Genomic DNA, 25,542 nt, shown 5'->3' on the forward strand with positions numbered 1-25,542 from the left:
AGATAAAGAAATATCAGTCTTCGTCCTCATCCAAATCTGGTTCATTAGGGATCTGATAGGTTTTTAGGTAGGCTTTAAACACGGATGGTATCTTCCACTGTTTAAGTATTTGCTTGATATTCTTAACCTCCGCTTTTGCTTCATTTACATTGGTATTGAATTTAACAATGGAAGATGTGTACGAATTGGCGTGTTGGAATGGGATTCCGCATAATGAAGAGATTTCCTTCTGTACCATTTCTTTCTGAATTTCCAGTTCTTCAACCTGTTGTTTCAAAACCTTGTTATAATAATTCAGCTGATTTTTTGTCAGATTTTCCAAATGATCCTGATCGATCCGGTCAAATTCAATTTGTAATTTCAGAAGTCCCAGCAGATTGTTTTCCTGGTATGCCAATGTTACGCGCTGCATGATTTCAGTCTTCCTCAACTTTTCATTTTCATCAGTTTCACGGTCAGGATGGAAGGCTTTTACCAAATCCATGTAAACGGTTCTTACAGACTTCGTCGTCTTCTGTTTTTCGAGATTCTGTTTGGCCTGTTGTATTTTTGCCTGCACTTTTTCTGCTCTGCGTTCTTCTTTCAGTCGCTGCTGGTCTTCCTCCGGCAACTCATGAAAATTCTCAGGGAATTCTTTTTCTGGCTGAATTTCCTCTTCCAGTAAAAACGCAGGATCCGTTATCTTCTCAGTTTTCTGATTTGCAAGAAGTAATGCCGTTTCAATGTCGGTCTCACTGTATTTATTATAAACGGGTTTGAGTTCATCGAAGCCATAATTGGCAATCAGGTCAAAAGCATTTTCGCAAATGAGGTATGAGAGCTTGGTCAGATAGGCTTTGCGGAAGAGATCAGCCTCGTAGGTGCGATCCATCACCTGCACCAACTCAACTCTGAATGTCTGGTATTCCATTACCAAAGGATTGAGATCCGTCGGAATCCGGCGTATCATCTCGTCCCTGGCATTTTCAAGTTCGGGAATGAGATTGTCGAGTTGTTCAATTTTTTCAGACAAAAGATTAAATTCTTTCTGCCTTTTGTTCAGATCAGATTTTGGCTGACCAATTCTTAATAATGGTGCTGTATTTGTCATTCGGATATTGTAAACCTTGTGGGTTTTGATGTAACGCTTGTTTTTGAGATTTTGTTTATAATCCCAATTCCTGATATGAGATCAGTATAATTGCAGCTACTGCCAGCAATAATCCTATTTTATTATAAATGTTAAGTTTCTCCTTATAAATTACCCAGGCGGCAAAGGAGGAAACGAGCATGGTAAGTATGTTGTATACCGGAAAAACATAAGCCGCACTATTGCCAAATGCAGCAAGCGCTTTGAGCAGGAAATACAGCGAAAGGAAATTGGGTACACCTAAAATAATTCCGCCGGCTACACTCCGAAGTTCAAGCTTCTCTTTGTTAATGAGGATTTTATAGAGTAGCAGGGTTGAACCAATAAGTACTGCGCCAACGCAGGCGATGATCATGAAAACCGTGGTTTGTCCCGGAGGATAATAGGTTGACGACAGATAATTGATCAAAGTATTGTTGGTGCCGCTACCAAAAAAAGTCAGGATTGGAAGAAGCCACAATAGATAATTTCCCGACTGGTTTTTCGCATCAGACTGAACATCTTTTTTACCGGATATCTGAACTGCTCCCAGCGCCAGGGCAAAGAGCGCCAGCAAAAGTCCGGTATAGTTGAGAGCCGTAAATTCCTTGTTGTTATTTTGAAATATAAATAAACCGAACAGAACGGGGATCACCAGTGACATATTTCCTGCAAGAGAAGCTGCCGTAACGCTCACTTTCTGAGCTGTGAGGCCGATGAACATGAATGCGATGACAAACATGCTGCCGAGTGAAAGCGTGAGCAATGTACCTGTGGAATCCCACTGAACGTTTTGAAAAACGCCGAGATCAGGTGTGAGAAAAATTCCTGTTACAACGCACGAGTAATAATTGAATACAATGGCATGAAAGGAATTGACCTTGTAACGCGGATAAGCCCGCATGATCAGGTATAGCGCAACGGTAAAAAGTACGGAAAGTATGAAGTTGAGCATTTCGACTATTCTATTCCTGCTTTCAAAATTGTTTCATCGACTACGCGCGGATAATGAACATGTTCCAAAACCTGTACTTTGGTGGCTACATCTTCTGGTGAATCAGTAGGGAGTACTTCGCAGGTTGCCTGGAAAATGATGTTGCCTTCATCGTATCGCTCATTCACAAAATGAATTGTAATTCCTGATTGTGTATCCTTTGCGGTAACTACGGCTTCATGTACAAAATGTCCGTACATGCCTTTTCCTCCATGTTTTGGAAGTAGGGCGGGGTGAATGTTAACAATTTTATCAGGATAGCCGTCCACCAGAAACTGAGGGATAAGCATCATAAATCCAGCCAGAACAATAAAGTCGATGCCATCATTTTGGAGCAATTGCAGAATGCGTTCTGACTCGTAAAAGGTTTTTCTATCAAAAACAACAACGGGAATGTGAAGCCTTCTTGACCGCTTTATTACGCCAGCCTCAGGATTATTGGTCAGTATGAGGGAAACTTCCACATCGGTCCTTCCTAAAAAATAATCACAGATTTTTTCTGCGTTGGAACCGGAACCTGATGCGAAAATGGCAATTCGTTTCATTTAATAAAGAATAGATTGGGAAAATGTTGATCAGCTTTTGGCAAAGCTATAAAAAAGAACGGCTTCCGAAGGTATCAGAAGCCGTCAATTGAGTGATTTTGGAAAGGAAAGTGTACTGTCAGTATATTTTTGAGAGAACGGTAGTGCCCATCAACTTACCCTTTCTGTAACTTTCTGTTTTTAAATCCCACAACACGCCGTCGGCACGGTAGGAGACAGCCTGCATATCAAACTTGATCTTCATACCCATCTGAGTCTCCATGGTCATGTCTGAGGTTACTTTGTAAGCGTCGAAAGTTCCTGCCGGGATCGTAAGTTTTTCCTGGCTTTCCACTTTTCTGTTAAATATCAGCATATTCATCGTCATCGTCAGTGGTCCCGACGAGCCTTCTCCTTTCAGAGATGCATCTTTGAGTTTATCTCCTACCGTTAATTTTGCAGGATATTCAATGTCATCCGAAGTGAATTTCATCTGAAAGCTTTCCAGCGATTTCATCTGCTCCTGGCTCACCAGAGATTTGGTATCAAGTGTGAGTACGTTGCCCTTGCAACGCATTTTGTAGGTGTTTTTTAACTCAGATTTTCCTTTGCTGCTGAATGATTCGAAGTCAATGGTGTAGACCACATAACCGCCTTCATTACTGACATCGGATATTTTGTATGTCATCTTACCGATAAGTTTTCCTTTACCGTCGAAGCTGTCCATTTCAAATCCGTTGCCCGATTTGAGTTTGAAACCCATGCAATCCTGGGCTTGTGCCGTGCATATTGCCACTATAGTGAAGAGCACGGCGGAAAGTATAGTTCGTATCATTTTAGCAGGTTTAAAATTAGTTGAATGTAAATATAGAAGCTTTAAAGAATGGGATTTGCCGGGACGAATGTGATTTGATTTAACGGCAGATTTTATGCCCAAAGCATCGTTAGTAAACCAAAGAGCATAATGATTTTACACAATGTGCTGATTTCCTTAAATTCTCTTCTGGTATCGGATTTGGCTAGTTTGAAAACCAGATAGCCGATTGGAATCAGAAGCAATAGAAACAGCCAAATCAGGACCGGATTATTGAGCACCTTCGCCATAAGAAACAGCGTCAGTACAAAAATCGAAATCACGGCATAAAGAAAAGTTTTAGTTTGCCTTATACCCCATACGATCGGCAATGTACGACAGCCGTGTGCTGCATCGCCCTTAATATCCTCCATATCTTTCACAACTTCTCTGATGAGAGAAATGAAGAAGGAGAAAACCGCATAAATGAAGACCAGGTGGCGGTTTTCGGGAAAGTGGACTGTTAGAATTAAAAGCGAAAAACCAGTGAGTAGTGATACAATGAAATTTCCTATAAAGGCTTTTCGCTTAAACCTTTCAGAATAAAACCACAACAAGGTGATGGAAAACACATTTACCAGAAAAACCCACGGGCTTACCAGCAGTCCGAGTAAGGCTCCGACAACGTTTAGTACCTGATGTGCACCCATTGCCCAGCGCCTTTTGAGGTATCGCCCGACCACAACCCGTTCAGGTTTATTGACGATATCGATCTTGATGTCGAAATAATCGTTGATGATGTAACCTGCCGCCGCAATACAAACAGTGGAAAGGGAAAGAAAAAACATATCCGGATCGGCAATGATCTGCTTCCAGTCCTGTCTGGGTCCAATTAAAAGAATGCGTGTAAAATACTGTGTTAAAGCCACAATGACCAGATTGGTCATGCGAACCAGACGGACACTTCCTGCGACATAATCCCGGATGGTTATTTTTGGGCGTGCAGACACATTCATTGCAATTAGATAGAAGAATTAGATTGAGACATTAAAATTATTCATTTTACCGCAGTATTGACAATAATTCACATCTTTCTCCCAATGTTTGAGATAAAATGAATCCATTTTGTGTTAATCGAATGTCATCAGTGAAAAGTTTCGGCACCAACCGATCTTTTTCAAACATTTCACCACGATTAGAATGAGAATTATGAAAATTGGTATTGTATGTTATCCTACTTTTGGCGGCAGCGGAGTGGTGGCTACCGAACTCGGTAAAGCGCTCGCTAAAGTAGGTCATCAGGTTCATTTTATTACATATGCACAGCCACAGAGGCTGGATTTTTTCAACGAAAATCTTTACTATCACGAAGTAAATATACCTACCTATCCGCTGTTTCAGCATCCGCCTTACGAATCGGCGTTGTCGAGTCATATGGTTCAGGTTGTTGAAAGTGCGAAGCTTGATTTGCTTCATGTTCATTATGCCATTCCACATGCCTCCTCTGCATATTTAGCCAAACAAATATTGGCGCAGCAGGGTATTCACATTCCGGTGATTACTACGCTTCACGGAACCGACATCACGCTTGTTGGTAAAGATCCGTCTTATGAACCGGTGGTTACGTTTAGTATCAATCAGTCGGATGGTGTTACCGCAGTTTCTGAATCACTGAAAAGTGATACCTACAAGCATTTTAATATTACAAAAGATATTGAGGTTATTCCGAACTTCATTGATCTGAGCCGGTTCAACCGTCAGAAAAAGGACCATTTTAAACTGGCCATTTGTCCTAATGATGAAAAGCTGGTGGTGCACACTTCCAATTTCCGTAAGGTAAAACGCATTGAGGATGTGATCATGATTTTTAGCAAACTCCGCAAACTGCTTCCAAGTAAACTACTGCTTGTAGGCGATGGTCCCGATCGTGTGTTGATAGAAAGGATGTGTAAGGATCTTGGAATGCTTGCAGATGTTCGGTTCCTGGGTAAACTGGATGCCATTGAGGAAGTGCTTTCTGTGGCAGATCTTTTCCTGATGCCGTCGGAATCGGAAAGTTTTGGATTGGCGGCACTTGAAGCCATGGCTTGCGAGGTGCCTTGCATTACTTCAAATGCTGGTGGGTTACCTGAGCTTAATGTCCAGGGAGTAACCGGATTTTTGAGTGATGTAGGAGATGTGGATGACATGGTTAAAAATGCAGCCTTTGTTCTTCAGGATGATAATTTGCCAACATTTAAAGCAAACGCGCTTGCCCGTGCGAAAGAATTTGAACTTGCAAAGATTTTACCGCATTATGAAGCTTACTACGAACGTGTTCTGGAAAACTCCAAGGCTGTGATTTAGTGCCGGGTACGGTATTTTTATCAGTTCTCGTTCAATAATTTAATGAGATATGCTACCGAATATTCCAGATACAAATTTTAAAAGGGTGGTAATTGTTGGCGCAGGTTTTGGTGGTTTGGCACTGGCCCGCGAAATAGCCAAACGGGACGATTTACAGGTCGTTTTGATAGATCGTAATAATTATCATCAGTTTCAGCCGCTATTTTATCAGGTAGCCATGGCTGGTCTCGAACCAAGTTCGATATCGTTTCCGCTGCGCAAGGTTTTTCAGTCAAAAAAGAATGTACATATTCGTATCACAGAAGTTCATGGTGTGAATCCTGATCGCAAGTCTGTTGATACGGATCTGGGAGAAATTACCTACGATTATTTAGTGATCGCCACTGGTGCAAGTACCAATTATTTCGGAATGAAAGAAATTGAGGAGCGCGCCATACCAATGAAAACGGTTTCGGAGGCGCTTGCTTTGAGAAATCGTATTTTGCAGAATTTTGAAGATGCCTTATCCGTCGATTCCGATGATCAGCGGGAGGGGCTCATGAGTGTGGTGGTTGTTGGAGGAGGACCAACCGGCGTGGAATTGTCGGGTACGCTGGCTGAAATGCGTTCATTCATCCTGCCAAAAGATTATCCTGAACTTGATTTTTCAGGTATGCAAATCCACTTGCTGGAAGGTTCAGACAAGGTTCTGGGCGCTATGTCGGCGGAATCTGCAACGAAGTCCAAAAAGTATCTCGAAGAAATGGGCGTTATCGTGCATACCGGTCAGGTCGTTACAGGATTTGACGGAAAATATGTTACGACCAAACAGGGATTAAAACTCCGAGCTGATAATCTTGTATGGGCTGCTGGTATTAAAGCCAATCCGCTCAATGGATTAAATCCTGAGGTCATTGTCAGAGGCGGACGTATAAAAGTGGACCAGTATAACCGTGTTGAGGGATACGACAATGTATTCGCTTTGGGCGATGTAGCCACCATGAGCGAAGGCAAATGGGAGAACGGGCATCCGCAACTTGCACAGCCAGCCATGCAGCAGGGCAAAGCACTTGCACGCAATGTATGGAGGGTGATGGATGGTAAAAAAGCCATTCCATTTGCTTACAAAGATCTGGGCTCCATGGCGACTGTCGGTAGAAACCGTGCCGTGGTGGATCTCCCTTTCTGGAAATTTCAGGGATTTTTTGCGTGGCTTACCTGGATGTTTGTTCATTTAATGTCCATTGTTGGAGTTAAAAACCGGGTACTTACGTTGATTAACTGGGTGTGGAGTTACATTACCTATGATCAGTCGTTGCGTCTTATTTTGAGACCTAAGACCGTTGCAACGATAGCAGACAAGGAAGAAAAAAACACTGAAGTTGTGCAGTGATGTGTATAAAGCTTACAGGAATGTGTTTCATACAAACCTGATTCGTGCCGTTCAACTTTAAATTGGGTCTTTCAACAGGTTTTCTATATATTCGTGTGCTAATTAGTGCGAGGTTTACGTTATTAAAAGCAGTAATAAACCGTTGAAAGATGAAGATAATATTCAATATTCTGATCATATTTTTGCTCCTGATCGCATTCGTGCCTTTTTTCAGGAGATTCATATTTCATTTACTCGTAGGTCGTAAGCTTGTGAAGGAGCAAGAAAGACAATACAAAGCTCAGCAGCAACGTGCACGCCAAACAGGCGTCCGTGTTGATAACGTTCCTCCGGATATTAACCAGTCGAGATTTAAAGGCGGAGAGTACGTCGATTATGAAGAGGTGAAGTAAGGCTTTAAGGAATCAAGAAGTAGAATTTGAGAAGTTAAGTAGTTAGAGGAAGTTAGGGTCTGACTTCAAAAAACAGAAAACCGGGTTTCTTTGGATTCCCGGTTTTTTGTTTTTGGTGTCAGATGAAAAATAAGGACACTACTCGTCGTCCACATCGTGTACTCTGAGTGATAGTAATCCGGCGATGATCATGGCAACACCGCCAATGAGAAGTGCGTAGATGGATTCCCCTGCAAAAAATGACTTAATGAGAAAACCAAGAAGTGCTGCTGCTACGATTTGGGGTATGACAATAAAGAAATTGAACAGCCCCATAAAATACCCCATTTTCTCCGCCGGCAATGAACCTGCAAGCATGGCGTAGGGAACAGACAGAATAGACGCCCAGGCAATTCCGACCCCAACCATGGACAACATCAAATATTTGGCATCGGGCAGTATGTAAACCGACAACAATGCAATTCCACCCGCAATGAGGCATATCATGTGTGTAAATCTGCGGTTTGTTTTTCTTGCAACTACCGGGATTAAAAAAGCGACCAGCGCCGAAATTCCATTGTAAACACCCATACACAGACCCACCCAATCTGCGCCGTCATTGTAGAGTTTACTTGTGGTGTCAGATGTTCCATACAGATGGCTTGTTACAGCAGAAGTCATATAAATCCACATTGAGAAGAGCGCAAACCAGGAAAAGAACTGCACAACAGCCAATTGTTTCATGGTAACGGGCATATTTTGAAGATCGCTCATGATTGTTACGTATGGAGAAGTCCCGCTTTTAGCAGCAATACCAGCGCCGATAAACAATACGCCTGCTATCAACACACCGACTGAAAAAATATATAATTCTTTGTTTAAGTCCTGGGCTACGAACCAGCCAGAAAGAACCAGACCGACCACTGAGAGGATTACTCCCTGACGAATCATTTTTTGTCTATCTGTTTCGGAAACGTTGTGAACTTCTATCCCGCTATCATCATGGGCATTCGAAAATGCTTTGAGTTGCTCAGGCGAATACTCTTTTGATTTCGCAACAGTCCATATCACGGCGATTAGAAATACAAAACCGCCCAGGTAAAAAGACCACTTAACAGCATCCGGAACAAGTCCCGGTGCAGCCTGATTGGAAATATCAAACCAGTTGGTAAAGATGTAGGGCAGGGATGAGGCCACAATCGCTCCAATTCCTATAAAAAAGCTTTGCATGGCAAAACCCGATGTGCGTTGCCTTGAAGGTAGATTATCTCCCACAAATGCACGGAAGGGTTCCATAGTCACATTGATAGAAGCATCCAGCATCCACAACATTCCTGCCGCAAACCACAGCGATGGAGAGTTGGGCATGATAAGTAGAGACAAAGATGCTACAATGGCTCCGGCCAGAAAGTAAGGTCTTCTTCGCCCGAGTCTGGTCCAGGTTCTGTCGCTGAAATAACCAATAATTGGCTGGATGATCAGGCCGGTAAGCGGTGCAGCAACCCACAAGATGGGAATGTCATCGACATTGGCTCCCAATGTTTCAAAAATGCGGCTTACGTTGGCATTTTGTAGCGCAAAGCCAAATTGTATTCCCAGAAAACCAAAACTCATATTCCATATATCCCAGAATGAAAGATTCGGTTTTTTGTCCGAAAGAGTTGATGCGGGAGGGGATGTTGATGCCATCGTAAATCTTCGTGTTTGTCAATTTCTTATCAATTCACAAATATGATGGTTTTGGTGTGTAAATTTAACTTTTAGAAGTTTATTTGATAATAATCGAATGAGCGCTGTTCCGGGATTTTAACGATCCGGAACCAGATTTTTGTCCGAATCCAGCCGATAAAGATCAAATCCTTCGTCCCAATAATCCTTCACAACTTCACGCAGTTGGAGGTTAAATTTCTGATAGAATTTATAAACAAGCTGTGAAGTTCTTACTGAAATGATTTCAACAGGTTCGATCTTCTTGATTTGAGCTATCCGGAAAAATGTGAGCGCGGTTCCCACTCCTTTTCCATGTGCATCGGGGTGAACAATATCCCAGGATAGCGCAGCGGTCTTTTGGTCGGTCGAAATATTGAACCCTGCGCAACCGAGTAAAGTGTCATTTTCTTCCGCGACAAAATAATTGCCGGCGTGGCAGTCAAGATAATATTCTAAATCCTTTTCCTCATTGGGTGAAAAATAGGCAGGTGTATTGAGGCGCAGTAAATCAATGATCGCAGTTCTGTCGCCTTCCCGATGTTTTCGTATCAGCATTTCAGTAGGTTTTAATCAATTAATAGTTGGCCAGCATAAAATCAACCGCCGATGCAGCATGGATTGCAGTGGTGTCGAAAACCGGACCCGCCACATCATTTGAACTGATCAGCATAGGTATTTCTGTGCAACCCAATACAATTCCCTGAGCTCCGTCTTCTACCAGTTGGGTGATAATGGATAAATAACTTTGTTTGGTCTCCGGATTAATAATTCCTTTCCCGAGTTCTTCTTTAAGTGTTTGCTGAATGTAATCTCTGGTTTCCGACCTTGCCGGAACTAATGTTTTTATTCCGGACTGCGCAAGTCTGTCTTTATAAAAGTCCATCTCCATGGTGAACTTAGTACCAAGCAGCCCGATCTGGTTTAGTCCCGACCTGGATATTTCTGCGGCTAAGGCATCCACAATATGAATGATGGGTAAACCAATATTTTGTTGTAGCTGGTCGGCAACCGCATGGGCTGTATTGGCACATAAAAGAATGCCCTCTGCTCCGCTTTTTTCCAAACTGATACAGGCTTGATACAGCAATTGATAGGTTGCGTCCCAGTTTCCAGACGTATTGTTTGTGACAAAATCATTAAAATTGACAGAATAAATAATGCATTCCGCAAAATTGATTCCGCCGAATTGATTATTCACACCTTCATTGATAAGTCGGTAATAATCAATTGTAGATGTCCAGCTGATTCCACCTACCAGTCCAATTTTTTTCATTGAATACGTTATTTTTTGTATTTTTTAATTTGTTTAAAGTTCAGGTTGCAGTAGATGAAACGACCGGAAAGTGTTCCAATTTAGATATAAAAGCGCTGTTTTTTGAACTTCATCACGTTTGAATTTTAATTTGGAGATAGTATAAAACGACCAGATTTTCGTTTTTCAGTAAATCTTACAATTTCTAAACCTTTAAGCTGACGTGAAATTAAATCCGAAAAGTATCTCTTTTGCAGGAAAAACAGCCATCATGTTTCTTGCATGTATACTGAGTATTACAAACTGTTTCGCCCGTGAAAACAGTACAACAGGTGATTCCCTTAGACTATTTTTAATTGGAAACAGTTTCTCTCAAAATGCTACACGTTATTTGCCTAAGCTTGCCGAAAAGGGCGGACATCGTTTAAAAATCGGGAGAGCGGAGCTGGGTGGCTGCTCCTTACAACGTCATTGGGAAATTGCCGAGGCTGCTGAAAAGGATCCTGAGGACAAAAAAGGGAAAGCCTATAATGGTAAATCATTAAGGGAATTATTGTCACAGGGAAAGTGGGATGTCGTTACAATACAGCAGAATTCGATGAATTCCGGCGATGTGACGACTTATCAGCCGTACGCAAAAAAGCTGTATGATCTGGTAAAATCCATTCAGCCCAATGCTAAAATTATCATGCAGCAAACCTGGGCGTATAGAACAGATGCCAAAAAATTTACGCAAGTTGCCGATCAGAAGTTTGCAGCTGATGCAAAAGATATGTGGGAGAAATCGCGGGCAGCTTATCATCAGATTGCAAAAGAACTTGGAATCACGCTGTTTCCCGTCGGTGATGCATTTTGGAAAATAAACTCAGACCCTGAAACTGCTTTCAAACCGGACTCAAACTTCGATTATGAAAACGCAAAATATCCTAACCTGCCGGATCAAAAGAATTCATTACACGTAGGATATAAATATGACAATAGCCAAAAACTGGGATTTGATGCCAATCATGCCAATGAAGCGGGATGTTTTTTGGGGGGACTGGTTTGGTATGGCGTTCTGTTCAGACAATCGCCAGTTAATCTCAAATTCCGACCTGAGCAGGTTTCGCCGGAATTTGATGCCATTCTGAAAAAAATAGCTGAGGGTGCCGTTAAGCTCGGGAACAGCAAATGAATGAATGACGAAGACCGACACCAACACCGTTTAAACTTACAGGCTTTTAAAGAACGAGGGATTCTGCTTTACAGCGGAATCCCTCGTTCATTTCAAATGTGTGTACTATATTTTGTGTGTCTAGCAACTAGTTGCCCCTATTTTTCTTCTTTTTTGAAGCGTCTACTACTGCGCCGGTTCCTGCTCCTACGCCCGCACCGATAAGACTACCGATGATCGCACCTTCCGCACGATTTTTGTTTATAATAGCACCAGTAACAGCACCTGTTCCGGCACCCACAACAGCGCCCTTAGCTGTGTGATTCCACTTTTTCTTTGCTGGTGCAGCGGAGGAAACCTGCTGTGTTGCGTTGTTGTTAGTTGCTACATTTTGTCTTTCTTTTTCCTCATTTTGAGCTTCTATTTCTGTCTCTTTTTGTGCCATTACGGCGTTCATTGAGTCAATTACCACTTGTTTCGCAAGCACGGCCTTCATGGAATCAATGGTTGCCTGCTTGGATTTAAGTGCTTGTGATTCTTTGTTGGACTCACTGTTACAGCCAGTTAAAAGTAAGACTGCACATGTGATTGAAAATAACACTTTCATGATTGTAGGTTATGATGTTTACAATTTATGAGCTAAATCTATGCCACAGGATGAGAGGGGACGATTCAGGTCTTTGTAATTGACGATTTAGCATTGAAATAATACCTTAGCATCGTCGGAAGGCATCATTCTATTGTCGGCTTGATTTCATTGCCTTCACAGTTTTTAAATTTTTGTCCAATCTGTATTTCTCATACGAGTCTGATCCGACGGGGTAAATAGCAATTTTTCCTTCTTCGTTGTTGTGGACACCCCAGCCATATCTTTTGGTTAATGGTGAAGCACGCATGCAGGCTTGTCCCTTGCTAAAAAAATCTTTTCTGGCTTCATCCAATTCCCTTTCAGTAAGATCTTTTCGTTCTGCAAAGACCTGAAACAGCACATCGTCAGAGGTGTACTTATATGGATTCTTGCTGATCATCTCAAACTGCATATTCGCCACCGTTTTGCTGTCTCCTTTCACCGGCGGAACCTGCCCTTCTGTTACAGGGCTATCGTTAGCAACTTCTATGAAGGTGTTCTCGTAGTTGGTTGTATGTGTTTTCATTGCCTTCTCGTTTTTCTTTCCAATTTAAAACATGCCGGTGACAACCTGATGTCAGCAGAAAATTAATCCCCAAAAAATTACGGTGTAACAGGTGTGTAGATAATCCCGCTCCTCTCCATGTCCCTGAAAGCCCAGTCTGCCATGGCGTTAATAACAGTTTCTATTTCACGACCACCTTCAGTAAGTGAGTAAGTTACAAATGGCGGCACCACCGGTCTCGCTTCTCTGATCACCAGGTTGTCTGTTTCCAGTTGCTTCAAATGTTGGATCAGCATTTTTTCGCTAATGTGCGGCATCGCCTTCTTTATTTCACTGTAACGTTTGTTCCCCGACAGCAGGTGATACAGAATAATGGGTTTCCAGTGACCGCCGATCTTATTCATTATATACGTGACCGGGCAGGATTGCAGTGCGATCTGTTTATTGGCATTGTAAGTTGAGGCTTCTTTAATTTTTGTCATGATACATACTTTGGGGTAAGTACTTGTCTAAAAGTATGTACAAAGGTAGCTTTGCAAATCAATAAATCAATTTTAATTATGAAATATATCATCACAGGATCCCTTGGGAATATCAGTTTGCCAGTTACAAAAAATTTAGTAGCAGCTGGACATGAAGTAGTTGTCATAAGTAGTAATACCTCTAAAAAGGCCGACATCGAAAATTTTGGTGCAACGGCTGCAATAGGTTCTTTATCAGATCTTCCATTCGTTAAAAGTGTTTTCAATGATGCTGATGTCGTATATCTGATGATCCCTTCGGATTTTACCGTTGTTGATTTTCCGAAATTGCAACGTGAAATTGCCGATAACTACATCCAGGCTTTGGAGGGCAGCGCTGTAAAAAATGTAGTCGTGCTAAGCAGTATAGGCGCACATCTTCGAAAAGATTCCGGACCTATCGACGGACTTGGATATCTGGAGGAGAAATTACTCGGCGTTTCGGGTATCAACACGGTTTTTTTGAGGCCTTCCTACTTTTTCAATAACCTATACAGTCAGTCTGGTCTGATCAGAAATGCAGGAATTGCCGGAAGTAATTTTGGCAATACAGATGAAAAATTGGTGCTTGTACAAACGGACCATATTGCTGCTGAGGCAACCAGGCAATTACTGGATACAGATTTTACCGGCAACCGAATAGTATACATTGCAAACGATGAAAGGCATCCGAACGAAATCGCGGAAGTGCTAAGCGCGTCAATCGATAAGCCGGGTACTCCATGGGTGACATTTACTGACGAGCAGGCTTTCGAGGGAATGCTAGGTGCGGGTTTGAATGAAGGCTTCGCCAATTTATATGTAGCGATGGGAAAAGCCATTCGTGAAGGAAGATTGCAGGAGCACTACTGGCAGAACAAACCGGCAGAGCTGGGAACCTTTAAACTGGAAGATTTTGCAAAGGATTTTGCCAAAGCATAATTTCAATTGGCTGGTTATTCATCAGAATAATCAGCCAATTTCCTGTACGCGACCCACTTCGCCCGTGGCAAGCCTCACCTTTATGCCTCTGGAATGAACCGCGGCACTCGTTAAAATGTCCTTCACAATTCCCCGTGTAATTTTGCCCGTCCGCTGGTCTTGTTTTTGAACGATGGCTACCGACAATCCCGACCAAATATTTCTTCTTTCTGTACCTGCTGCCATTTGTGTTCTTCTGTTTAAATCCCGCTAAGCTTTTGCGGGCACTACTTTTTGCAATATTTTAATTTCATCAATGGTAATGGTGCTGATCAGCTCAAACAATCCGTTGATCGTTTTCAGTTCCGAGAGTTTTTTTCTGGCTGGCGATTGAGCCGAAAGTTCAATACCGATTTCTTTAATTTCCTTTTTACGTTTTACCAGTAGTTCTACCAATTTCTGATTTTGTGGTAGTGATTCCCGTACTATTTCAAGATTGCCATGAAGCGTGCCGTCGATCACGTCATTAGCTGCCTGAAACTGTCTGTCTATCTGCCTGATCATCAATTCATATTCGGTTGCATAATCCGTGTTCGAACTGATCTGCGCGTAGGTCGACAGTGAAGCAATGTAGGAGGTGAGCATGTGGCTGGTAGCAACAAACTGGTGATATTCTTCAATTTTAAGCTGGCGTCTTTTGGGCTCAGAAAGCATTTTTTGGAAATTGTCAGAAAGGTTGGCCAGAGCAATAATGGCATCTTTTCGGTTAACTTTCATCTCGCTGACCTCAAATGGTTTTCCGGCAAATTTTGCGGCAACGACATCAAAATATTTCCTGTTGGCTGCAAGAGCTTCTTTGATATACTGATTGATCTGAGAGTGTTCCCAAACGGGCAATACATAAGAAGAAACGAAATAGGCAATTACGGAGCCAATAACGGTATCAATCACCCGATCCTGCAATACATCCGTAATATGAGCCGGATTCAAAAAGTTAAACCAGAGCAACACATAAAGTGTGATACTTACGGATGCTACGAAATAATTGATTTTCAGGAAAGTATAGGCCAGTATCATGGAGAGCATCAGGAATACGAAATGCACTGTTCCATCCTTGATAAAATAGAGTATCAAAAAGCCAGAAACTGCTCCCACAAGCGTACCCGCAATCCTGTACAAATTTCTTTGTTTGGTAATGCTGAATGCCGGTTTCATGATCGTCACAATGGTGAGCAATATCCAGTAACCATGGCCAAAATCAAAGAAAAGAGATGCCGTGTAACCAATTAGTAAACCAAGCGTAACCCGCAAAGCATGTCTGAAATGGCTGGATTTCAGTGAAAGGTTGTCAACCAACGTGTGCAGTTCGTATTCCTGTTTCGGAACAAAATTATCTATTCCAATATCGAGTTTGTATTCTTTGCTTAACGAAGCATCGTAAGTAGTGGCGCGATGCAGTTTTTTGATGCGCTCCGTAATATCCTGCAAACTATTCAGGATCTGACGCAGCATAATATAGTCCTCCATATTCTCATGCGTCATTTTATCCTGACGAATCCTTTCAAAAGCCGACTGACATTTGTTGAATGCCTCGTCCAGATCTCTTTTAGGATGTGAAGGGAAACCGCTTTGTACAGCCAAACCTATCTGCTGAATTTCCGCAGCCAGCCAGGTAATGTATGTGCCAAACAGACGCAATACTTTGGTATCATCAAAAGCCCGGTGCAGGTTTTGGTAGTTTTGCTGGGAGTTGAGAATTCTTTCAAACAAATCGATACTGTCGAGAAACATCAGCATCAGCATCCGGCTTTTGTTGGTCGACTCCGTTACAAATTCTCGTGTTTTAAATATGATCTCACGAAGCGTTTCATGGTTCTCGCGCAGCTGTACCTGCTGGTGGATCATCTGGTTAAACAGCTCGTCATAATCCGGTTTGGCAAAATAGTAGCCCGCTTTAACCGACAGCAGTTTTCCCAGCTCGACAAAGTTTTCCCCCAAAAGCTGCTGTATGAGCAGGTATGGCCGAAGCGTTTGGATAATAAGAAAAAGCAGAACGTACCACACGCCACCCGCTGAAAAAATAAGTGCGTTTCGGAGTACCGCATCGCCGCTAAGATGATCGTCAATATTGAACACAAACACAAGCAGGGAAATTAATCCGATGCTGTTTGCCCGGTTGCCATACACACCTATCAGCGAAAAAAATAGTCCGAAAATGATGATCTCCGCAAAGACAATAAAATGAATGTGTCTCAAAAAGCCGGTGATACACGCAACCAGAAAGCAGGTGAGAATGGCAATCAGCAAAGCATTTCGCCTCCTGTGGAATGGTCCGGGATTATCGGTGGCGCCAATAAGCAACGTACCCAGCGGAAAAGCAATCATTTCGCTCAGTATTCCAAAATGATGGAAAATCAAACTGGGAATAACCGCGCCAAATGTTAACCTGACACCAGTTGAAAGGTAATGGCTTGAAAGGAATTTTTTAAACTCGTCCAGGTAATTCATAGAAGCGTGCTGATAGCTTTCGCAATACTACCAATATAAATTTTCAAGTGACAAAAAATTCATACCTAAATCGATATTAATTCATTCTATTGTCAGCAAGTGCTCGAAAAATGAGCTGAGTGTGTGAAATTTAATTTATTTGTACCATTAACTTATAAATAAAGAACCATAATTTTCTGGTACGGGTTCTTTTTAAAGTGTTTCAGAATATAATTATTTTAAGTTTGTGAAAATTACTTCTGAAAACGATGATTTCGGGCAGGTCGGCTCGTCCGCAAAGATACAGGTTGCTTTTTCTTTTAAAGCGAAATTACAGTTCAGGAGAAATGTTTCCATGTCGGTGATTGAACCTAACCTCAATTAATCCTTTTTTCTATGAATAACAGATCATATCAGTACAAAAAAGCGGAACGCGTGGGTGCGGTATTACTCGCAGCTGCTTTTACAGGGGTATTGTCGGCACTGGTTGCAGACACACTCAAAGTGATGACCGAACATTATGAAGAACAGTTTTTCCACCAGCTTCATGAGAACAAGTATCTGATATTCCTTCTGCCGCTGATCGGGCTGTCTACCATTCATATTCTGCGTAAATATCTTTTTAGAAATAAGGCTAATAAAGGTATTAAAGAGGTGCTCGACACCATCAATAAAAATGATTCTACTTTACCGGCATATAAGATTCCGTCGCACTATTTCAACGGATTTCTGACCGTTATTTTTGGTGGCTCCACCGGTATCGAGGTTTCAACCGTCGTTGCAACGGCCTCTATTGGCGCTTTATCCAGCCGTAAGGTCAGCTTTCTCAAAAAGTACCGCACAGACCTTGTTTGTTCAGGCCTTGCTGCCGGCGTTACAGCACTCTTCAATGCACCGATTGCGGGTTTTTTGTTTGCCTTCGAAGTGTTTACCAGGAGAAAAAGTAAGCTTCATACCGCAAGTGTGATAACCGCCATTCTTTCGTCGTATTTATTGACGAAGTTCTTTTTCTTCAAACAAATATTTCATTTCAACGTAGCCGGTTGGCAGCAGCATGCTTTGCCTTATTTTGTATTGTTGGGCGTTTTGGCCGGCTGTTATTCGGTATATCTTACCCGGAGTGTGATTGTTTTCAAGCAGTATTTTGGTGCTATTCCAAAAAGTTATTTTAAAATTCTTCTCGGCTCTTTCATAATTTCTTCACTCATTTTCTTTTATCCGAGCTTATACGGTGAAGGTTATAGCGGGATAAAAGATCTGATGAAACTCACGCCTCAGTCTGCCATGGTGGTCATGTTTTCGCTGGTGATGGTTCTGGCGTTGAAACCACTTATTACGTCCGTTACTTTGGGAGCAGGCGGAGACGGAGGGGTATTTGCTCCAAGTCTGTTTATGGGCGCATTTCTCGGTTTGATCGTATGTACCATACTCAATCACTTCTTTCATCTGAACCTTGTTCCGGTCAATTTTATGCTGATAGGAATGGCGGCTGTATTAAGCGGAAGTATCCATGCGCCGTTTACCTCCATTTTCCTGGTATGCGCTGTCGCCGACAATTATGTTCTTTTTGTGCCAATTGTAATTGCCTGCCTTATCGCGAAGTTCGTTGCACATTTTATTTTCCCCCACACTGTGTACACTTATAAAGTAGCGCATAAATAACCGCAGTGGGGTTGATCTATACAGTTTTTGTGTAAATTGGTTTTCGGGAAGGGTTGAGCAGTTTTAGCTAAACTCTCTATTTTTAAAAAATTGCTTCGTTATGCTCGATTGTACCTTTAATCCATTTCCGCTTCTGGAAACAGAGCGATTGCAACTGCACGCGCTTACGCTGGAAAATGCAGGTGATATGTTCTTGCTAAGGGGTAACCATCTGGCGATGAAATTCATTGGAAAGCCGGTTCTGAAATCCGTGAGAGAAGCGGGGCAACTTATAACGGGGTATCAGGATCACATTAAATCGGGTGACGGAATTACGTGGGGTATTACGCTGAAAAGTGAAAATGTAGGTCTGATAGGTTCAATCGGCTTTCACAGGCTGGAAAAGCAAAACTATCGCGCTGAAATTGGTTATATGCTGCATCCCGACCAATGGAAAAAGGGTTACATGAATGAGGCAATTGCAAAGGTCCTGGAATATGGGTTCAATGACATGGGGTTACATAGTGTTGAGGCTCGGATCAATCCTGAAAACCAGAACTCTGCTCAAATTCTGCTGAAAAACGGGTTTGTCAGAGAGGGGTATTTTAAACAGGCGTTTTGTTTCGAGAGCACATTTTATGATTCGGAGGTATATTCGTTAGTCAATATTCTTTGATTTTTAATAATATGATAATCAGTGCTTTGTGCTGATTGTTTTATAGGATTAGTCCATTTGCGGAGGTAGCCGGATTTTGGTTAATCTGAGGAATATGGTTAAGTTGCGACTCTGTTTAAGCACCATAATTATTAATTTCAGTACTATGCTACGATTTGCTGGGTTCGTAGTCCCCATTTTTGTCTTTCTCCTCTATCTGGTTTATACTTTATTCTTTTCCGTAAATTTTCCGTTTCAGGACGATTTTCTACTCATTCAGTTCACAGAGGCCATAGCTCCAGGCGGGCTTGGGTTTTTTGGCATGATCAGAGAATTGTTCAGGTCTTTTAACGATCACATCGCCGCAATTCCAAGACTTATAGGCCTGGTGGAATATAGTCTGACCGGAAACCTCAATTTTCGTTTTTACATCGTACTGATAGCTATCAACACAACCTACATTTTTTACTTTCTATACAGTCAGTTTAAGAAACTTAATCTTCCGCTCTACTACTTTTTACCGGCTCCTTTTCTCTTTTTTCATCCGCTCTATCATGAGGTGTCAGGCTGGGCTTTAAACGGAATGCAACATACTTTTCTCACTGCATTTACCGTCACTGCTATTATTCTTGCCGGCAAGCGTACCAATTTATCCTTTGCAGGAGCTTTGCTTTGTTGTTTTCTGGCGACCTTCACGCATGGGAATGGCATTCTCTCATATCCTGCACTTGTGTTTTATTTCATTGGTGTAAAAGATTTTAAAAGGGTTGGAATCACCATTCTGGCTATGTTTGGGTCGTTAGCCATTTATCTGATCGGATACGAGTCAGGGCAGGCGATGAACCTGCCGAAAAGTGCGCTGGTGTTCTTTACGTCACTTTTTGGTTTCATAGGTTCCTCCATGTCGTTGTGGAGTTTTCCTGAGCTTTGGTCTGCTTTGACAGGAATTATCATTGTTGGGTTTGTGCTTTTTGTAACAGTAAAAACAGCAAAAATTTATTTTACCAAACCCCTGGAACGAATTAAGCCGGGTACATTGGAATTACTCTCTCTCTTTGTATTCATTTTTGTCACCAGTTTGGTAATTGCCATTTTTCGTTCCTGGTCCGGAACTACCATTGTGAGCAGGTTTCAGTTGTATGCCTGTCTTTCTATAGTTATATTTTACATACTTCTGTTGAGCTATGTCCCTTATTTTCGCCGTAGAATGATGCTGTACGGGGTCGTGGGTCTGAGCGCGTTTTATTGGGTTTACTCATATTACGTCAACACCATTTATGTAGCTAACAAAAAGACGGCTTACGTTGCAGATGTATATAACTGGAAAAATGAACGACGGATGTTTAGTGTGCCGAGGCAGCTGTTGTTAAATGCAGATTTTTATTTAAAGCCGGCCTACAAAAAAGGAGTGTTTCTTCAGTCGGAACGTGTTGTCAGTAAAAATGAGCTGATATCGTTTTTTAATTCCACGCCAATTGAAAAAAAGGATTATGAAGTGTTCATCAGTATCCTTGATCTGAGCAAAAAACCGCCAGGAACAAGTGATTATGAAAGATATTTTTATGTGGTAAGCGATATTATGCCGGGACCTAAGCGCTTTTTAGCGGACCGTTTCCTTGTACTGCGTCACCAGGAAAATGGCCGTATTTATCTAAAAAATGCAGACCCGAAGGTTCAGGCACGTAAAGTCATCCTTACCAAAGGAGAATACTTCAAAGGAGGATTTAATGTGTTTTTCCGTCCGGACGACCTTGATGAAGGGCAGTACGATCTGGGCGTTCTGGATGTTGAAGTTGGAGGGAAGAGGACATTCTCGAGAGTAGACCGCTCCCTTTCAGTTGCTGACGAGAATCTGCTCTTGAATTGATGCCGCGTTAGATAGGAAGAACCGGCTGTTCCTGTTACAGCATTGTTTGAAATTTCATTGATTTTCGAAGGTTCGGTCGTATAAAAGTACAGGTTGTAGTGATATCCTGATAATTATTGGAAAAAGGCTATTTATCCTGCCATGTCCATGTTGTAAATGCTAGGTTTGACCACAAAAAAACCGTATCTTTGCACGTTATAAAATGCCTTAAAAGCTCTTTTATTGTCGGGTAAAACAAACTATATGTCAAACGAAGCAGTGCTGGAATTGAATTCTTATTCAGCCGAAAATATCCAGGTTCTTGAAGGTCTAGAGGCCGTGCGTAAACGTCCGGCGATGTACATTGGTGATACTGGTTTTAAAGGTGTTCACCATTTGATTTGGGAGGTTGTTGATAACTCCATTGATGAAGCGATGGCTGGCTATTGCGACACCATCAATGTTACAATCGAAAAGAATAATTCCATTACCGTTCAGGATAATGGTAGGGGGATTCCAACAGGAATGCACCCAAAAGAAAAACGGTCTGCTCTGGAAGTAGTACTTACCGTTCTTCACGCAGGTGGTAAATTCGATAAGGATACATATAAAGTTTCGGGTGGTTTGCACGGTGTGGGGGTTTCCTGCGTTAACGCGCTTTCTATCCATCTACGTGCGGAGGTTCATCGTGAGGGTAAAATTTTCGAGCAGGAGTTTAGCGAAGGAAAACCTTTGTATGCTGCACGGGTAATTGGTGATTCAGAAAAAACAGGGACATTTATTCATTTCCTTCCTGATGCTACCATCTTCACCGTTACTGAGTTTAAATACGAAACGGTGTCCACAAGGCTTCGTGAGTTATCGTATTTGAACAAGGGAATTAAGCTTACCCTGGTAGACAAACGTGAAGAGGATGAGGACGGTAAGTTCAGATCTGAGGAGTTTTTCTCTGAAATTGGTCTGAATGAATTTGTGCTTTATCTGGAAGGAACACGCCAGGCATTGATACCTGAGCCTATCTACATGGAAAATACCAAAGGAACTGTTCCTGTGGAAATTGCCATGATGTACAATACCTCTTATGCAGAAAATGTGTTCTCTTATGTGAACAACATCAATACTGTGGAAGGCGGTACACACGTACAGGGTTTCAGGGCGGCGTTAACACGTACGCTTAAAAACTACGCTGAAAAATCAGGGATTCTTGCAAAAGAAAAAATTGAGATCAGTGGAGACGACTTCCGTGAAGGACTTACTGCCGTTATTTCTGTTAAGGTTGCAGAACCTCAATTTGAAGGGCAGACGAAGACTAAACTGGGTAACTCCGAAGTAGTAAGTGTGGTGAGCCAGGTGGTAGCAGAAATGCTTGACACCTATCTTGCTGAGCATCCTAAGGAAGCAAGGGTAATCATTGACAAAGTGATTCTTGCGGCGAAAGCACGTATTGCAGCGAAGAAGGCGCGTGAAATGGTGCAACGCAAAAACGTTATGACGGGTACTGGTTTGCCAGGTAAGCTGTCTGACTGCTCTGAGACTGATCCGGCCATTTGCGAGCTGTATCTTGTCGAAGGGGACTCGGCGGGTGGAACTGCCAAACAAGGTCGTAACCGCGCGTTTCAGGCTATTTTGCCGTTGAGAGGTAAGATTCTTAACGTTGAGAAAGCGCAGGAATACAGAATTTATGAGAACGAGGAGATAAAAAATATGTTCACCGCTATGGGTGTGCAGATCGGTAAAGAAGGTGATGAAAGAGCTTTAAATATCGACAGACTGCGTTATCACAAAATCGTGATCATGACGGATGCTGATATTGACGGTAGCCACATCAGAACGCTTATCCTGACTTTCTTCTTCCGTTATATGAAAGTGTTGATCGATCACGGATATATTTACATCGCTCAGCCGCCTTTGTACCTTGTTAAAAAAGGGAAAGAGGAGCGTTATTGCTGGACAGAGGCGCAACGCGAAATTGCGGTGAAGGAAATTGCAAACGGAAAAGAAGAATCTGTAAACGTACAACGTTACAAAGGTCTTGGAGAGATGAATGCAGAGCAGCTGTGGGAAACGACTATGAACCCGGAAAGGAGAAGTCTTAAACAGGTTTCAATTGAGTCGGCAGCGGAGGCGGATCATTTGTTCTCGATGTTGATGGGTGATGAAGTAGCTCCAAGAAGAGAGTTTATTGAAAAGAATGCCAAATATGCACGTGTTGACGTGTAGAGATTAGCTTCCGGCACGGAATTTGAACGGATGACTGATCACAAACAGTCATCCGTTTCTTTTTGCTAAAAGTTAACACAAACTTCACATCTACAAAAAGAATAGGTTCGTATATTCGTTGAATTTGAGAGATTCATACACTAATACGTAATAAAAAATAGATTTAGAGAGATTATGCCCGGCCCATTAGATTCCATATACAGCAACGAAAAAAAAGGTAGATTGACCAATATATTTTCCTTTTTTAAAAACCCCAAAGAACCTGTTCCTATGGAGGATTCCAAACTCATTAGTTCGGCCGAAAAAGCGAATACACTTGTTCAGCAAAGCGATTTCATCAGTCGTGATTTAAGCTGGCTCAAGTTCAATGACAGGGTGCTGGATCAGGCAAATGATGGAGATAGAAATCTGTTTGACAGACTGAAATTTCTTGCCATTACGGCCTCCAATCTCGATGAGTTCTTTTCTATACGGATTGGTAGTTTATACAATTATCTGGACTTCGGGAAAGAGAGACTTGATTACTCCGGTCTTCGTGAAATTCCTTTCAGGAAGCTGTTAATGAAGGAGATACACGATTATGTGAGGCGTCAGAATGAATGTTATACCAATGATTTGATGCCATTATTTGCCCGTCATGGTTTCAGAATCATTAAGCTTGACGAAATTACGGGTAAAGAAAAAGATGACGTTGAAGAGTACTTCGAGCGCACGGTTTACCCGATGCTTACGCCGATGCTTTTTGACTATACACATGCATTTCCGGTGCTTTTGGCGAAAGTGCTCGTACTTGGTGTAATTACCCAGGTGAAGGGAACAACCACCGAGGAAGACCGCAAGTTATCGTTTGTTCAGCTCCCGTTAAATCTTCCTCGTTTTTATGCAATAGAAAGGGAAGAAGAACTTTTGTTTTTACCGATAGAGGCCATTGTTCGTGAATACATTCACAAGCTTTACAGAAATGTCGATATCGTCTCCACCAATCTTTTCAGAATAATCCGAAACGGTGATTTTTCTCTGGAAGAAAGTGATGACGTCGAATCAGATTTTATTGATGAGATCAAGCAAAAAATAAAAAGCCGTCGATTGGGTAGGGTAGTGCAGGTTTCAGTAGATCCTGACATCAATCCTGATTTATTAAATCTGATCAAAAAACGTTGGGAAATAGATGATCACAATGTATTTCCGATTGATGGACTGATCGATTATACTTCTTTGTGGTCGATTATCAAACATCCGGAATTTAAGGACCAGATACCGACTGTACATCCACCGGTTCCTCCATTAGGCTTAGAAAGAGAGCGAATTCCGGATATCTTCGAAGTGATGAAAGAGCGTGATATTCTACTTCATCATCCTTACAATAATTTTGAACCGGTTTTGCAGCTACTTGAACAAGCGGCAGAAGATCCAAAAGTATTGTCAATTAAACTGACGATTTATCGTTTGGCGAAGAATTCCCGGGTGACCGAAGCTTTGCTTCATGCGGCTGAAAATGGGAAACACGTGGCTGTTCTTTTCGAAGTAAAAGCGAGGTTTGATGAGGAAAACAATATCAAAGAAGCACAGCGATTACAGAAAGCGGGCTGCTTCGTGATATATGGAATTGGTCTGTTGAAAACGCATACAAAACTTCTTCTGATTGTAAGAAATGAAGGAAACAGAGTTTTGCGTTATGCTCACTTATCCAGTGGAAATTACAATGAGGATACGTCACGGTTGTATACGGATACTGGTCTGTTGACTTCCAATGAAGAGTATACGCATGATATTTCTGAATTTTTCAATGTAATCACCGGGCATTCAATTCCTTCCGAGTATCAGAATCTGATCACGGCTCCGCGTTACATGCGTATCAAGCTGATAGAATTGATTCAGAAAGAGGCGGAAAATGCAAAAGCGGGATTAGCCAGTGGCATTTGTATCAAAATCAATTCGCTGGAAGACAGGGATATAATTCTTGAACTTTACCAGGCTTCACAGGCGGGGGTGCCTATTCAGCTGATTGTACGTGGTATGTGCTGTTTGCGTCCGGGGAGAAAAGGACTTAGTGAAAATATTACGGTGCGTTCTTTGGTTGGCGATTTTCTGGAACATTCAAGATTGTTCTATTTCCATCAGCAAGGTGAACCTTTGGTATATGGAGGTAGTGCCGATGCGATGGTTCGTAGTTTTGACAAACGCATTGAATCACTATTCAAACTTGTTGATCCCAAAGTTCGTCAGCAGGCCATTCACATTCTGTATTTCAGTTTGCAAGACAATGTGAATGCTTATGAAATGCAGGAAGATGGTTCATACGTCAAATGTGAAGTGGAAGAGGGAGCTGATCCACTGAACATTCACAAGGCGTTTTACGATGTAAAACTTGAAGATGTGATGCAGACAAGGTTGTTTGTGAAAGAGGAGGCAGAGAATATTGAAGTTGAGACACAGAGCGAAGTGGTTGACGAAGCAAAAGCAGACGAGTAATGTAGTCTGGTTAACGGTGTAATATAACCAAAAAGCCTTCCGCC

At 42.0% G+C, this 25,542-nt stretch carries 24 protein-coding genes; 11 read left to right on the forward strand and 13 right to left on the reverse strand.

The window, feature by feature from the left end:
- Positions 1 to 13 precede the first annotated feature (13 nt).
- The 5 genes from LZG71_RS11070 to LZG71_RS11090 form a co-directional block, all read right to left on the reverse strand.
- Positions 14 to 1,090 (reverse strand): hypothetical protein, encoded by a 1,077-nt coding sequence (locus LZG71_RS11070; protein ID WP_233820363.1) that lies wholly within the window; start codon positions 1,088 to 1,090, stop codon positions 14 to 16.
- A 55-nt stretch (positions 1,091 to 1,145) separates the two neighbouring features.
- Entirely contained in the window at positions 1,146 to 2,063 is a 918-nt protein-coding gene (locus tag LZG71_RS11075) for an EamA family transporter (protein WP_233820365.1), read from the reverse strand.
- A 5-nt stretch (positions 2,064 to 2,068) separates the two neighbouring features.
- Entirely contained in the window at positions 2,069 to 2,647 is a 579-nt protein-coding gene (locus tag LZG71_RS11080) for a phosphoribosylglycinamide formyltransferase (protein WP_233820367.1), read from the reverse strand.
- Between the two features lie 118 nt (positions 2,648 to 2,765).
- A complete protein-coding gene (locus LZG71_RS11085) occupies positions 2,766 to 3,461 on the reverse strand; it encodes a hypothetical protein (RefSeq protein WP_233820368.1) in 696 nt (231 codons plus the stop codon).
- Positions 3,462 to 3,553: 92 nt separating this feature from the next.
- On the reverse strand, positions 3,554 to 4,435 hold the full coding sequence (locus tag LZG71_RS11090; RefSeq protein WP_233820372.1) for a geranylgeranylglycerol-phosphate geranylgeranyltransferase: 882 nt from the start codon (positions 4,433 to 4,435) through the stop codon (positions 3,554 to 3,556).
- Positions 4,436 to 4,628: 193 nt separating this feature from the next.
- Between LZG71_RS11090 and bshA the strand changes: the two genes are divergently transcribed.
- The 3 genes from bshA (at position 4,629) to LZG71_RS11105 (ending at position 7,529) form a co-directional block, all read left to right on the forward strand.
- Positions 4,629 to 5,765 (forward strand): N-acetyl-alpha-D-glucosaminyl L-malate synthase BshA, encoded by a 1,137-nt coding sequence (bshA, locus tag LZG71_RS11095; protein ID WP_233820509.1) that lies wholly within the window; start codon positions 4,629 to 4,631, stop codon positions 5,763 to 5,765.
- 49 nt (positions 5,766 to 5,814) lie between these two features.
- A complete protein-coding gene (locus tag LZG71_RS11100; RefSeq protein WP_233820373.1) occupies positions 5,815 to 7,137 on the forward strand; it encodes an NAD(P)/FAD-dependent oxidoreductase in 1,323 nt (440 codons plus the stop codon).
- A gap of 149 nt (positions 7,138 to 7,286) precedes the next feature.
- The gene (locus tag LZG71_RS11105) at positions 7,287 to 7,529 is read left to right on the forward strand and encodes a DUF4834 family protein (protein WP_233820375.1); all 243 of its coding nucleotides are present in this window, start codon (positions 7,287 to 7,289) and stop codon (positions 7,527 to 7,529) included.
- Positions 7,530 to 7,667: 138 nt separating this feature from the next.
- On the opposite strand, the gene LZG71_RS11110 is transcribed toward LZG71_RS11105, so the two are convergent.
- The 3 genes from LZG71_RS11110 to LZG71_RS11120 form a co-directional block, all read right to left on the reverse strand.
- Entirely contained in the window at positions 7,668 to 9,197 is a 1,530-nt protein-coding gene (locus LZG71_RS11110; protein ID WP_233820376.1) for an MFS transporter, read from the reverse strand.
- A gap of 117 nt (positions 9,198 to 9,314) precedes the next feature.
- Positions 9,315 to 9,773, reverse strand: coding sequence for a GNAT family N-acetyltransferase (locus tag LZG71_RS11115; protein ID WP_233820378.1), 459 nt, complete (start codon positions 9,771 to 9,773; stop codon positions 9,315 to 9,317).
- A 19-nt stretch (positions 9,774 to 9,792) separates the two neighbouring features.
- Entirely contained in the window at positions 9,793 to 10,491 is a 699-nt protein-coding gene (locus LZG71_RS11120) for an aspartate/glutamate racemase family protein (RefSeq protein ID WP_233820380.1), read from the reverse strand.
- A gap of 202 nt (positions 10,492 to 10,693) precedes the next feature.
- On the opposite strand from LZG71_RS11120, the gene LZG71_RS11125 reads away from it, so the two are divergent.
- Complete coding sequence (locus tag LZG71_RS11125; RefSeq protein ID WP_233820381.1) at positions 10,694 to 11,644, forward strand: DUF4886 domain-containing protein; 951 nt, start codon at positions 10,694 to 10,696, stop codon at positions 11,642 to 11,644.
- 127 nt (positions 11,645 to 11,771) lie between these two features.
- Here LZG71_RS11125 and LZG71_RS11130 read toward each other — a convergent pair whose 3' ends face one another.
- The 3 genes from LZG71_RS11130 to LZG71_RS11140 form a co-directional block, all read right to left on the reverse strand.
- Entirely contained in the window at positions 11,772 to 12,230 is a 459-nt protein-coding gene (locus LZG71_RS11130; protein WP_233820383.1) for a glycine zipper family protein, read from the reverse strand.
- A 130-nt stretch (positions 12,231 to 12,360) separates the two neighbouring features.
- Positions 12,361 to 12,777, reverse strand: coding sequence for a DUF6157 family protein (locus tag LZG71_RS11135; protein WP_233820385.1), 417 nt, complete (start codon positions 12,775 to 12,777; stop codon positions 12,361 to 12,363).
- Between the two features lie 77 nt (positions 12,778 to 12,854).
- Complete coding sequence (locus tag LZG71_RS11140; RefSeq protein WP_233820387.1) at positions 12,855 to 13,238, reverse strand: helix-turn-helix domain-containing protein; 384 nt, start codon at positions 13,236 to 13,238, stop codon at positions 12,855 to 12,857.
- A gap of 78 nt (positions 13,239 to 13,316) precedes the next feature.
- Between LZG71_RS11140 and LZG71_RS11145 the strand changes: the two genes are divergently transcribed.
- Positions 13,317 to 14,198 carry an NAD(P)H-binding protein gene (locus LZG71_RS11145; RefSeq protein WP_233820389.1) on the forward strand — a complete coding sequence of 294 codons (882 nt, stop codon included), beginning with the start codon at positions 13,317 to 13,319 and terminating at the stop codon, positions 14,196 to 14,198.
- A gap of 30 nt (positions 14,199 to 14,228) precedes the next feature.
- Here the strand turns inward: LZG71_RS11145 and LZG71_RS11150 are convergent, their stop codons facing one another.
- Positions 14,229 to 14,423, reverse strand: a complete 195-nt coding sequence (locus LZG71_RS11150) for a YwbE family protein (RefSeq protein ID WP_233820391.1) — start codon at positions 14,421 to 14,423, stop codon at positions 14,229 to 14,231.
- Between the two features lie 24 nt (positions 14,424 to 14,447).
- A complete protein-coding gene (locus tag LZG71_RS11155; RefSeq protein ID WP_233820393.1) occupies positions 14,448 to 16,685 on the reverse strand; it encodes an FUSC family membrane protein in 2,238 nt (745 codons plus the stop codon).
- A 226-nt stretch (positions 16,686 to 16,911) separates the two neighbouring features.
- Between LZG71_RS11155 and LZG71_RS11160 the strand changes: the two genes are divergently transcribed.
- The 6 genes from LZG71_RS11160 (at position 16,912) to ppk1 (ending at position 25,498) form a co-directional block, all read left to right on the forward strand.
- Complete coding sequence (locus LZG71_RS11160; protein ID WP_233820395.1) at positions 16,912 to 17,049, forward strand: hypothetical protein; 138 nt, start codon at positions 16,912 to 16,914, stop codon at positions 17,047 to 17,049.
- Positions 17,050 to 17,060: 11 nt separating this feature from the next.
- Entirely contained in the window at positions 17,061 to 18,326 is a 1,266-nt protein-coding gene (locus LZG71_RS11165; protein ID WP_233820397.1) for a chloride channel protein, read from the forward strand.
- Positions 18,327 to 18,426: 100 nt separating this feature from the next.
- Entirely contained in the window at positions 18,427 to 18,981 is a 555-nt protein-coding gene (locus tag LZG71_RS11170) for a GNAT family N-acetyltransferase (RefSeq protein ID WP_233820399.1), read from the forward strand.
- A gap of 145 nt (positions 18,982 to 19,126) precedes the next feature.
- Positions 19,127 to 20,827: a hypothetical protein gene (locus LZG71_RS11175; protein ID WP_233820401.1), complete on the forward strand. Its 1,701-nt coding sequence runs from the start codon at positions 19,127 to 19,129 to the stop codon at positions 20,825 to 20,827.
- 243 nt (positions 20,828 to 21,070) lie between these two features.
- Positions 21,071 to 23,026, forward strand: a complete 1,956-nt coding sequence (gene gyrB / locus LZG71_RS11180; protein ID WP_233820403.1) for a DNA topoisomerase (ATP-hydrolyzing) subunit B — start codon at positions 21,071 to 21,073, stop codon at positions 23,024 to 23,026.
- 174 nt (positions 23,027 to 23,200) lie between these two features.
- Positions 23,201 to 25,498 (forward strand): polyphosphate kinase 1, encoded by a 2,298-nt coding sequence (gene ppk1, locus LZG71_RS11185; protein ID WP_233820408.1) that lies wholly within the window; start codon positions 23,201 to 23,203, stop codon positions 25,496 to 25,498.
- Positions 25,499 to 25,542: the final 44 nt, after the last annotated feature.

Source organism: Dyadobacter sp. CY312 (assembly GCF_021390535.1).
Classification (GTDB): domain Bacteria; phylum Bacteroidota; class Bacteroidia; order Cytophagales; family Spirosomataceae; genus Dyadobacter.

Coding starts and splice junctions, on each gene's coding strand:
- LZG71_RS11070 (WP_233820363.1), bottom strand. CDS start 1,090: ATGACAAATACAGCACCATTATTAAGAATTGGTCAGCCAAAATCTGAT.
- LZG71_RS11075 (WP_233820365.1), bottom strand. CDS start 2,063: ATGCTCAACTTCATACTTTCCGTACTTTTTACCGTTGCGCTATACCTG.
- LZG71_RS11080 (WP_233820367.1), bottom strand. CDS start 2,647: ATGAAACGAATTGCCATTTTCGCATCAGGTTCCGGTTCCAACGCAGAA.
- LZG71_RS11085 (WP_233820368.1), bottom strand. CDS start 3,461: ATGATACGAACTATACTTTCCGCCGTGCTCTTCACTATAGTGGCAATA.
- LZG71_RS11090 (WP_233820372.1), bottom strand. CDS start 4,435: ATGAATGTGTCTGCACGCCCAAAAATAACCATCCGGGATTATGTCGCA.
- bshA (WP_233820509.1), top strand. CDS start 4,629: ATGAAAATTGGTATTGTATGTTATCCTACTTTTGGCGGCAGCGGAGTG.
- LZG71_RS11100 (WP_233820373.1), top strand. CDS start 5,815: ATGCTACCGAATATTCCAGATACAAATTTTAAAAGGGTGGTAATTGTT.
- LZG71_RS11105 (WP_233820375.1), top strand. CDS start 7,287: ATGAAGATAATATTCAATATTCTGATCATATTTTTGCTCCTGATCGCA.
- LZG71_RS11110 (WP_233820376.1), bottom strand. CDS start 9,197: ATGGCATCAACATCCCCTCCCGCATCAACTCTTTCGGACAAAAAACCG.
- LZG71_RS11115 (WP_233820378.1), bottom strand. CDS start 9,773: ATGCTGATACGAAAACATCGGGAAGGCGACAGAACTGCGATCATTGAT.
- LZG71_RS11120 (WP_233820380.1), bottom strand. CDS start 10,491: ATGAAAAAAATTGGACTGGTAGGTGGAATCAGCTGGACATCTACAATT.
- LZG71_RS11130 (WP_233820383.1), bottom strand. CDS start 12,230: ATGAAAGTGTTATTTTCAATCACATGTGCAGTCTTACTTTTAACTGGC.
- LZG71_RS11135 (WP_233820385.1), bottom strand. CDS start 12,777: ATGAAAACACATACAACCAACTACGAGAACACCTTCATAGAAGTTGCT.
- LZG71_RS11140 (WP_233820387.1), bottom strand. CDS start 13,238: ATGACAAAAATTAAAGAAGCCTCAACTTACAATGCCAATAAACAGATC.
- LZG71_RS11145 (WP_233820389.1), top strand. CDS start 13,317: ATGAAATATATCATCACAGGATCCCTTGGGAATATCAGTTTGCCAGTT.
- LZG71_RS11150 (WP_233820391.1), bottom strand. CDS start 14,423: ATGGCAGCAGGTACAGAAAGAAGAAATATTTGGTCGGGATTGTCGGTA.
- LZG71_RS11155 (WP_233820393.1), bottom strand. CDS start 16,685: ATGAATTACCTGGACGAGTTTAAAAAATTCCTTTCAAGCCATTACCTT.
- LZG71_RS11165 (WP_233820397.1), top strand. CDS start 17,061: ATGAATAACAGATCATATCAGTACAAAAAAGCGGAACGCGTGGGTGCG.
- LZG71_RS11170 (WP_233820399.1), top strand. CDS start 18,427: ATGCTCGATTGTACCTTTAATCCATTTCCGCTTCTGGAAACAGAGCGA.
- LZG71_RS11175 (WP_233820401.1), top strand. CDS start 19,127: ATGCTACGATTTGCTGGGTTCGTAGTCCCCATTTTTGTCTTTCTCCTC.
- gyrB (WP_233820403.1), top strand. CDS start 21,071: ATGTCAAACGAAGCAGTGCTGGAATTGAATTCTTATTCAGCCGAAAAT.
- ppk1 (WP_233820408.1), top strand. CDS start 23,201: ATGCCCGGCCCATTAGATTCCATATACAGCAACGAAAAAAAAGGTAGA.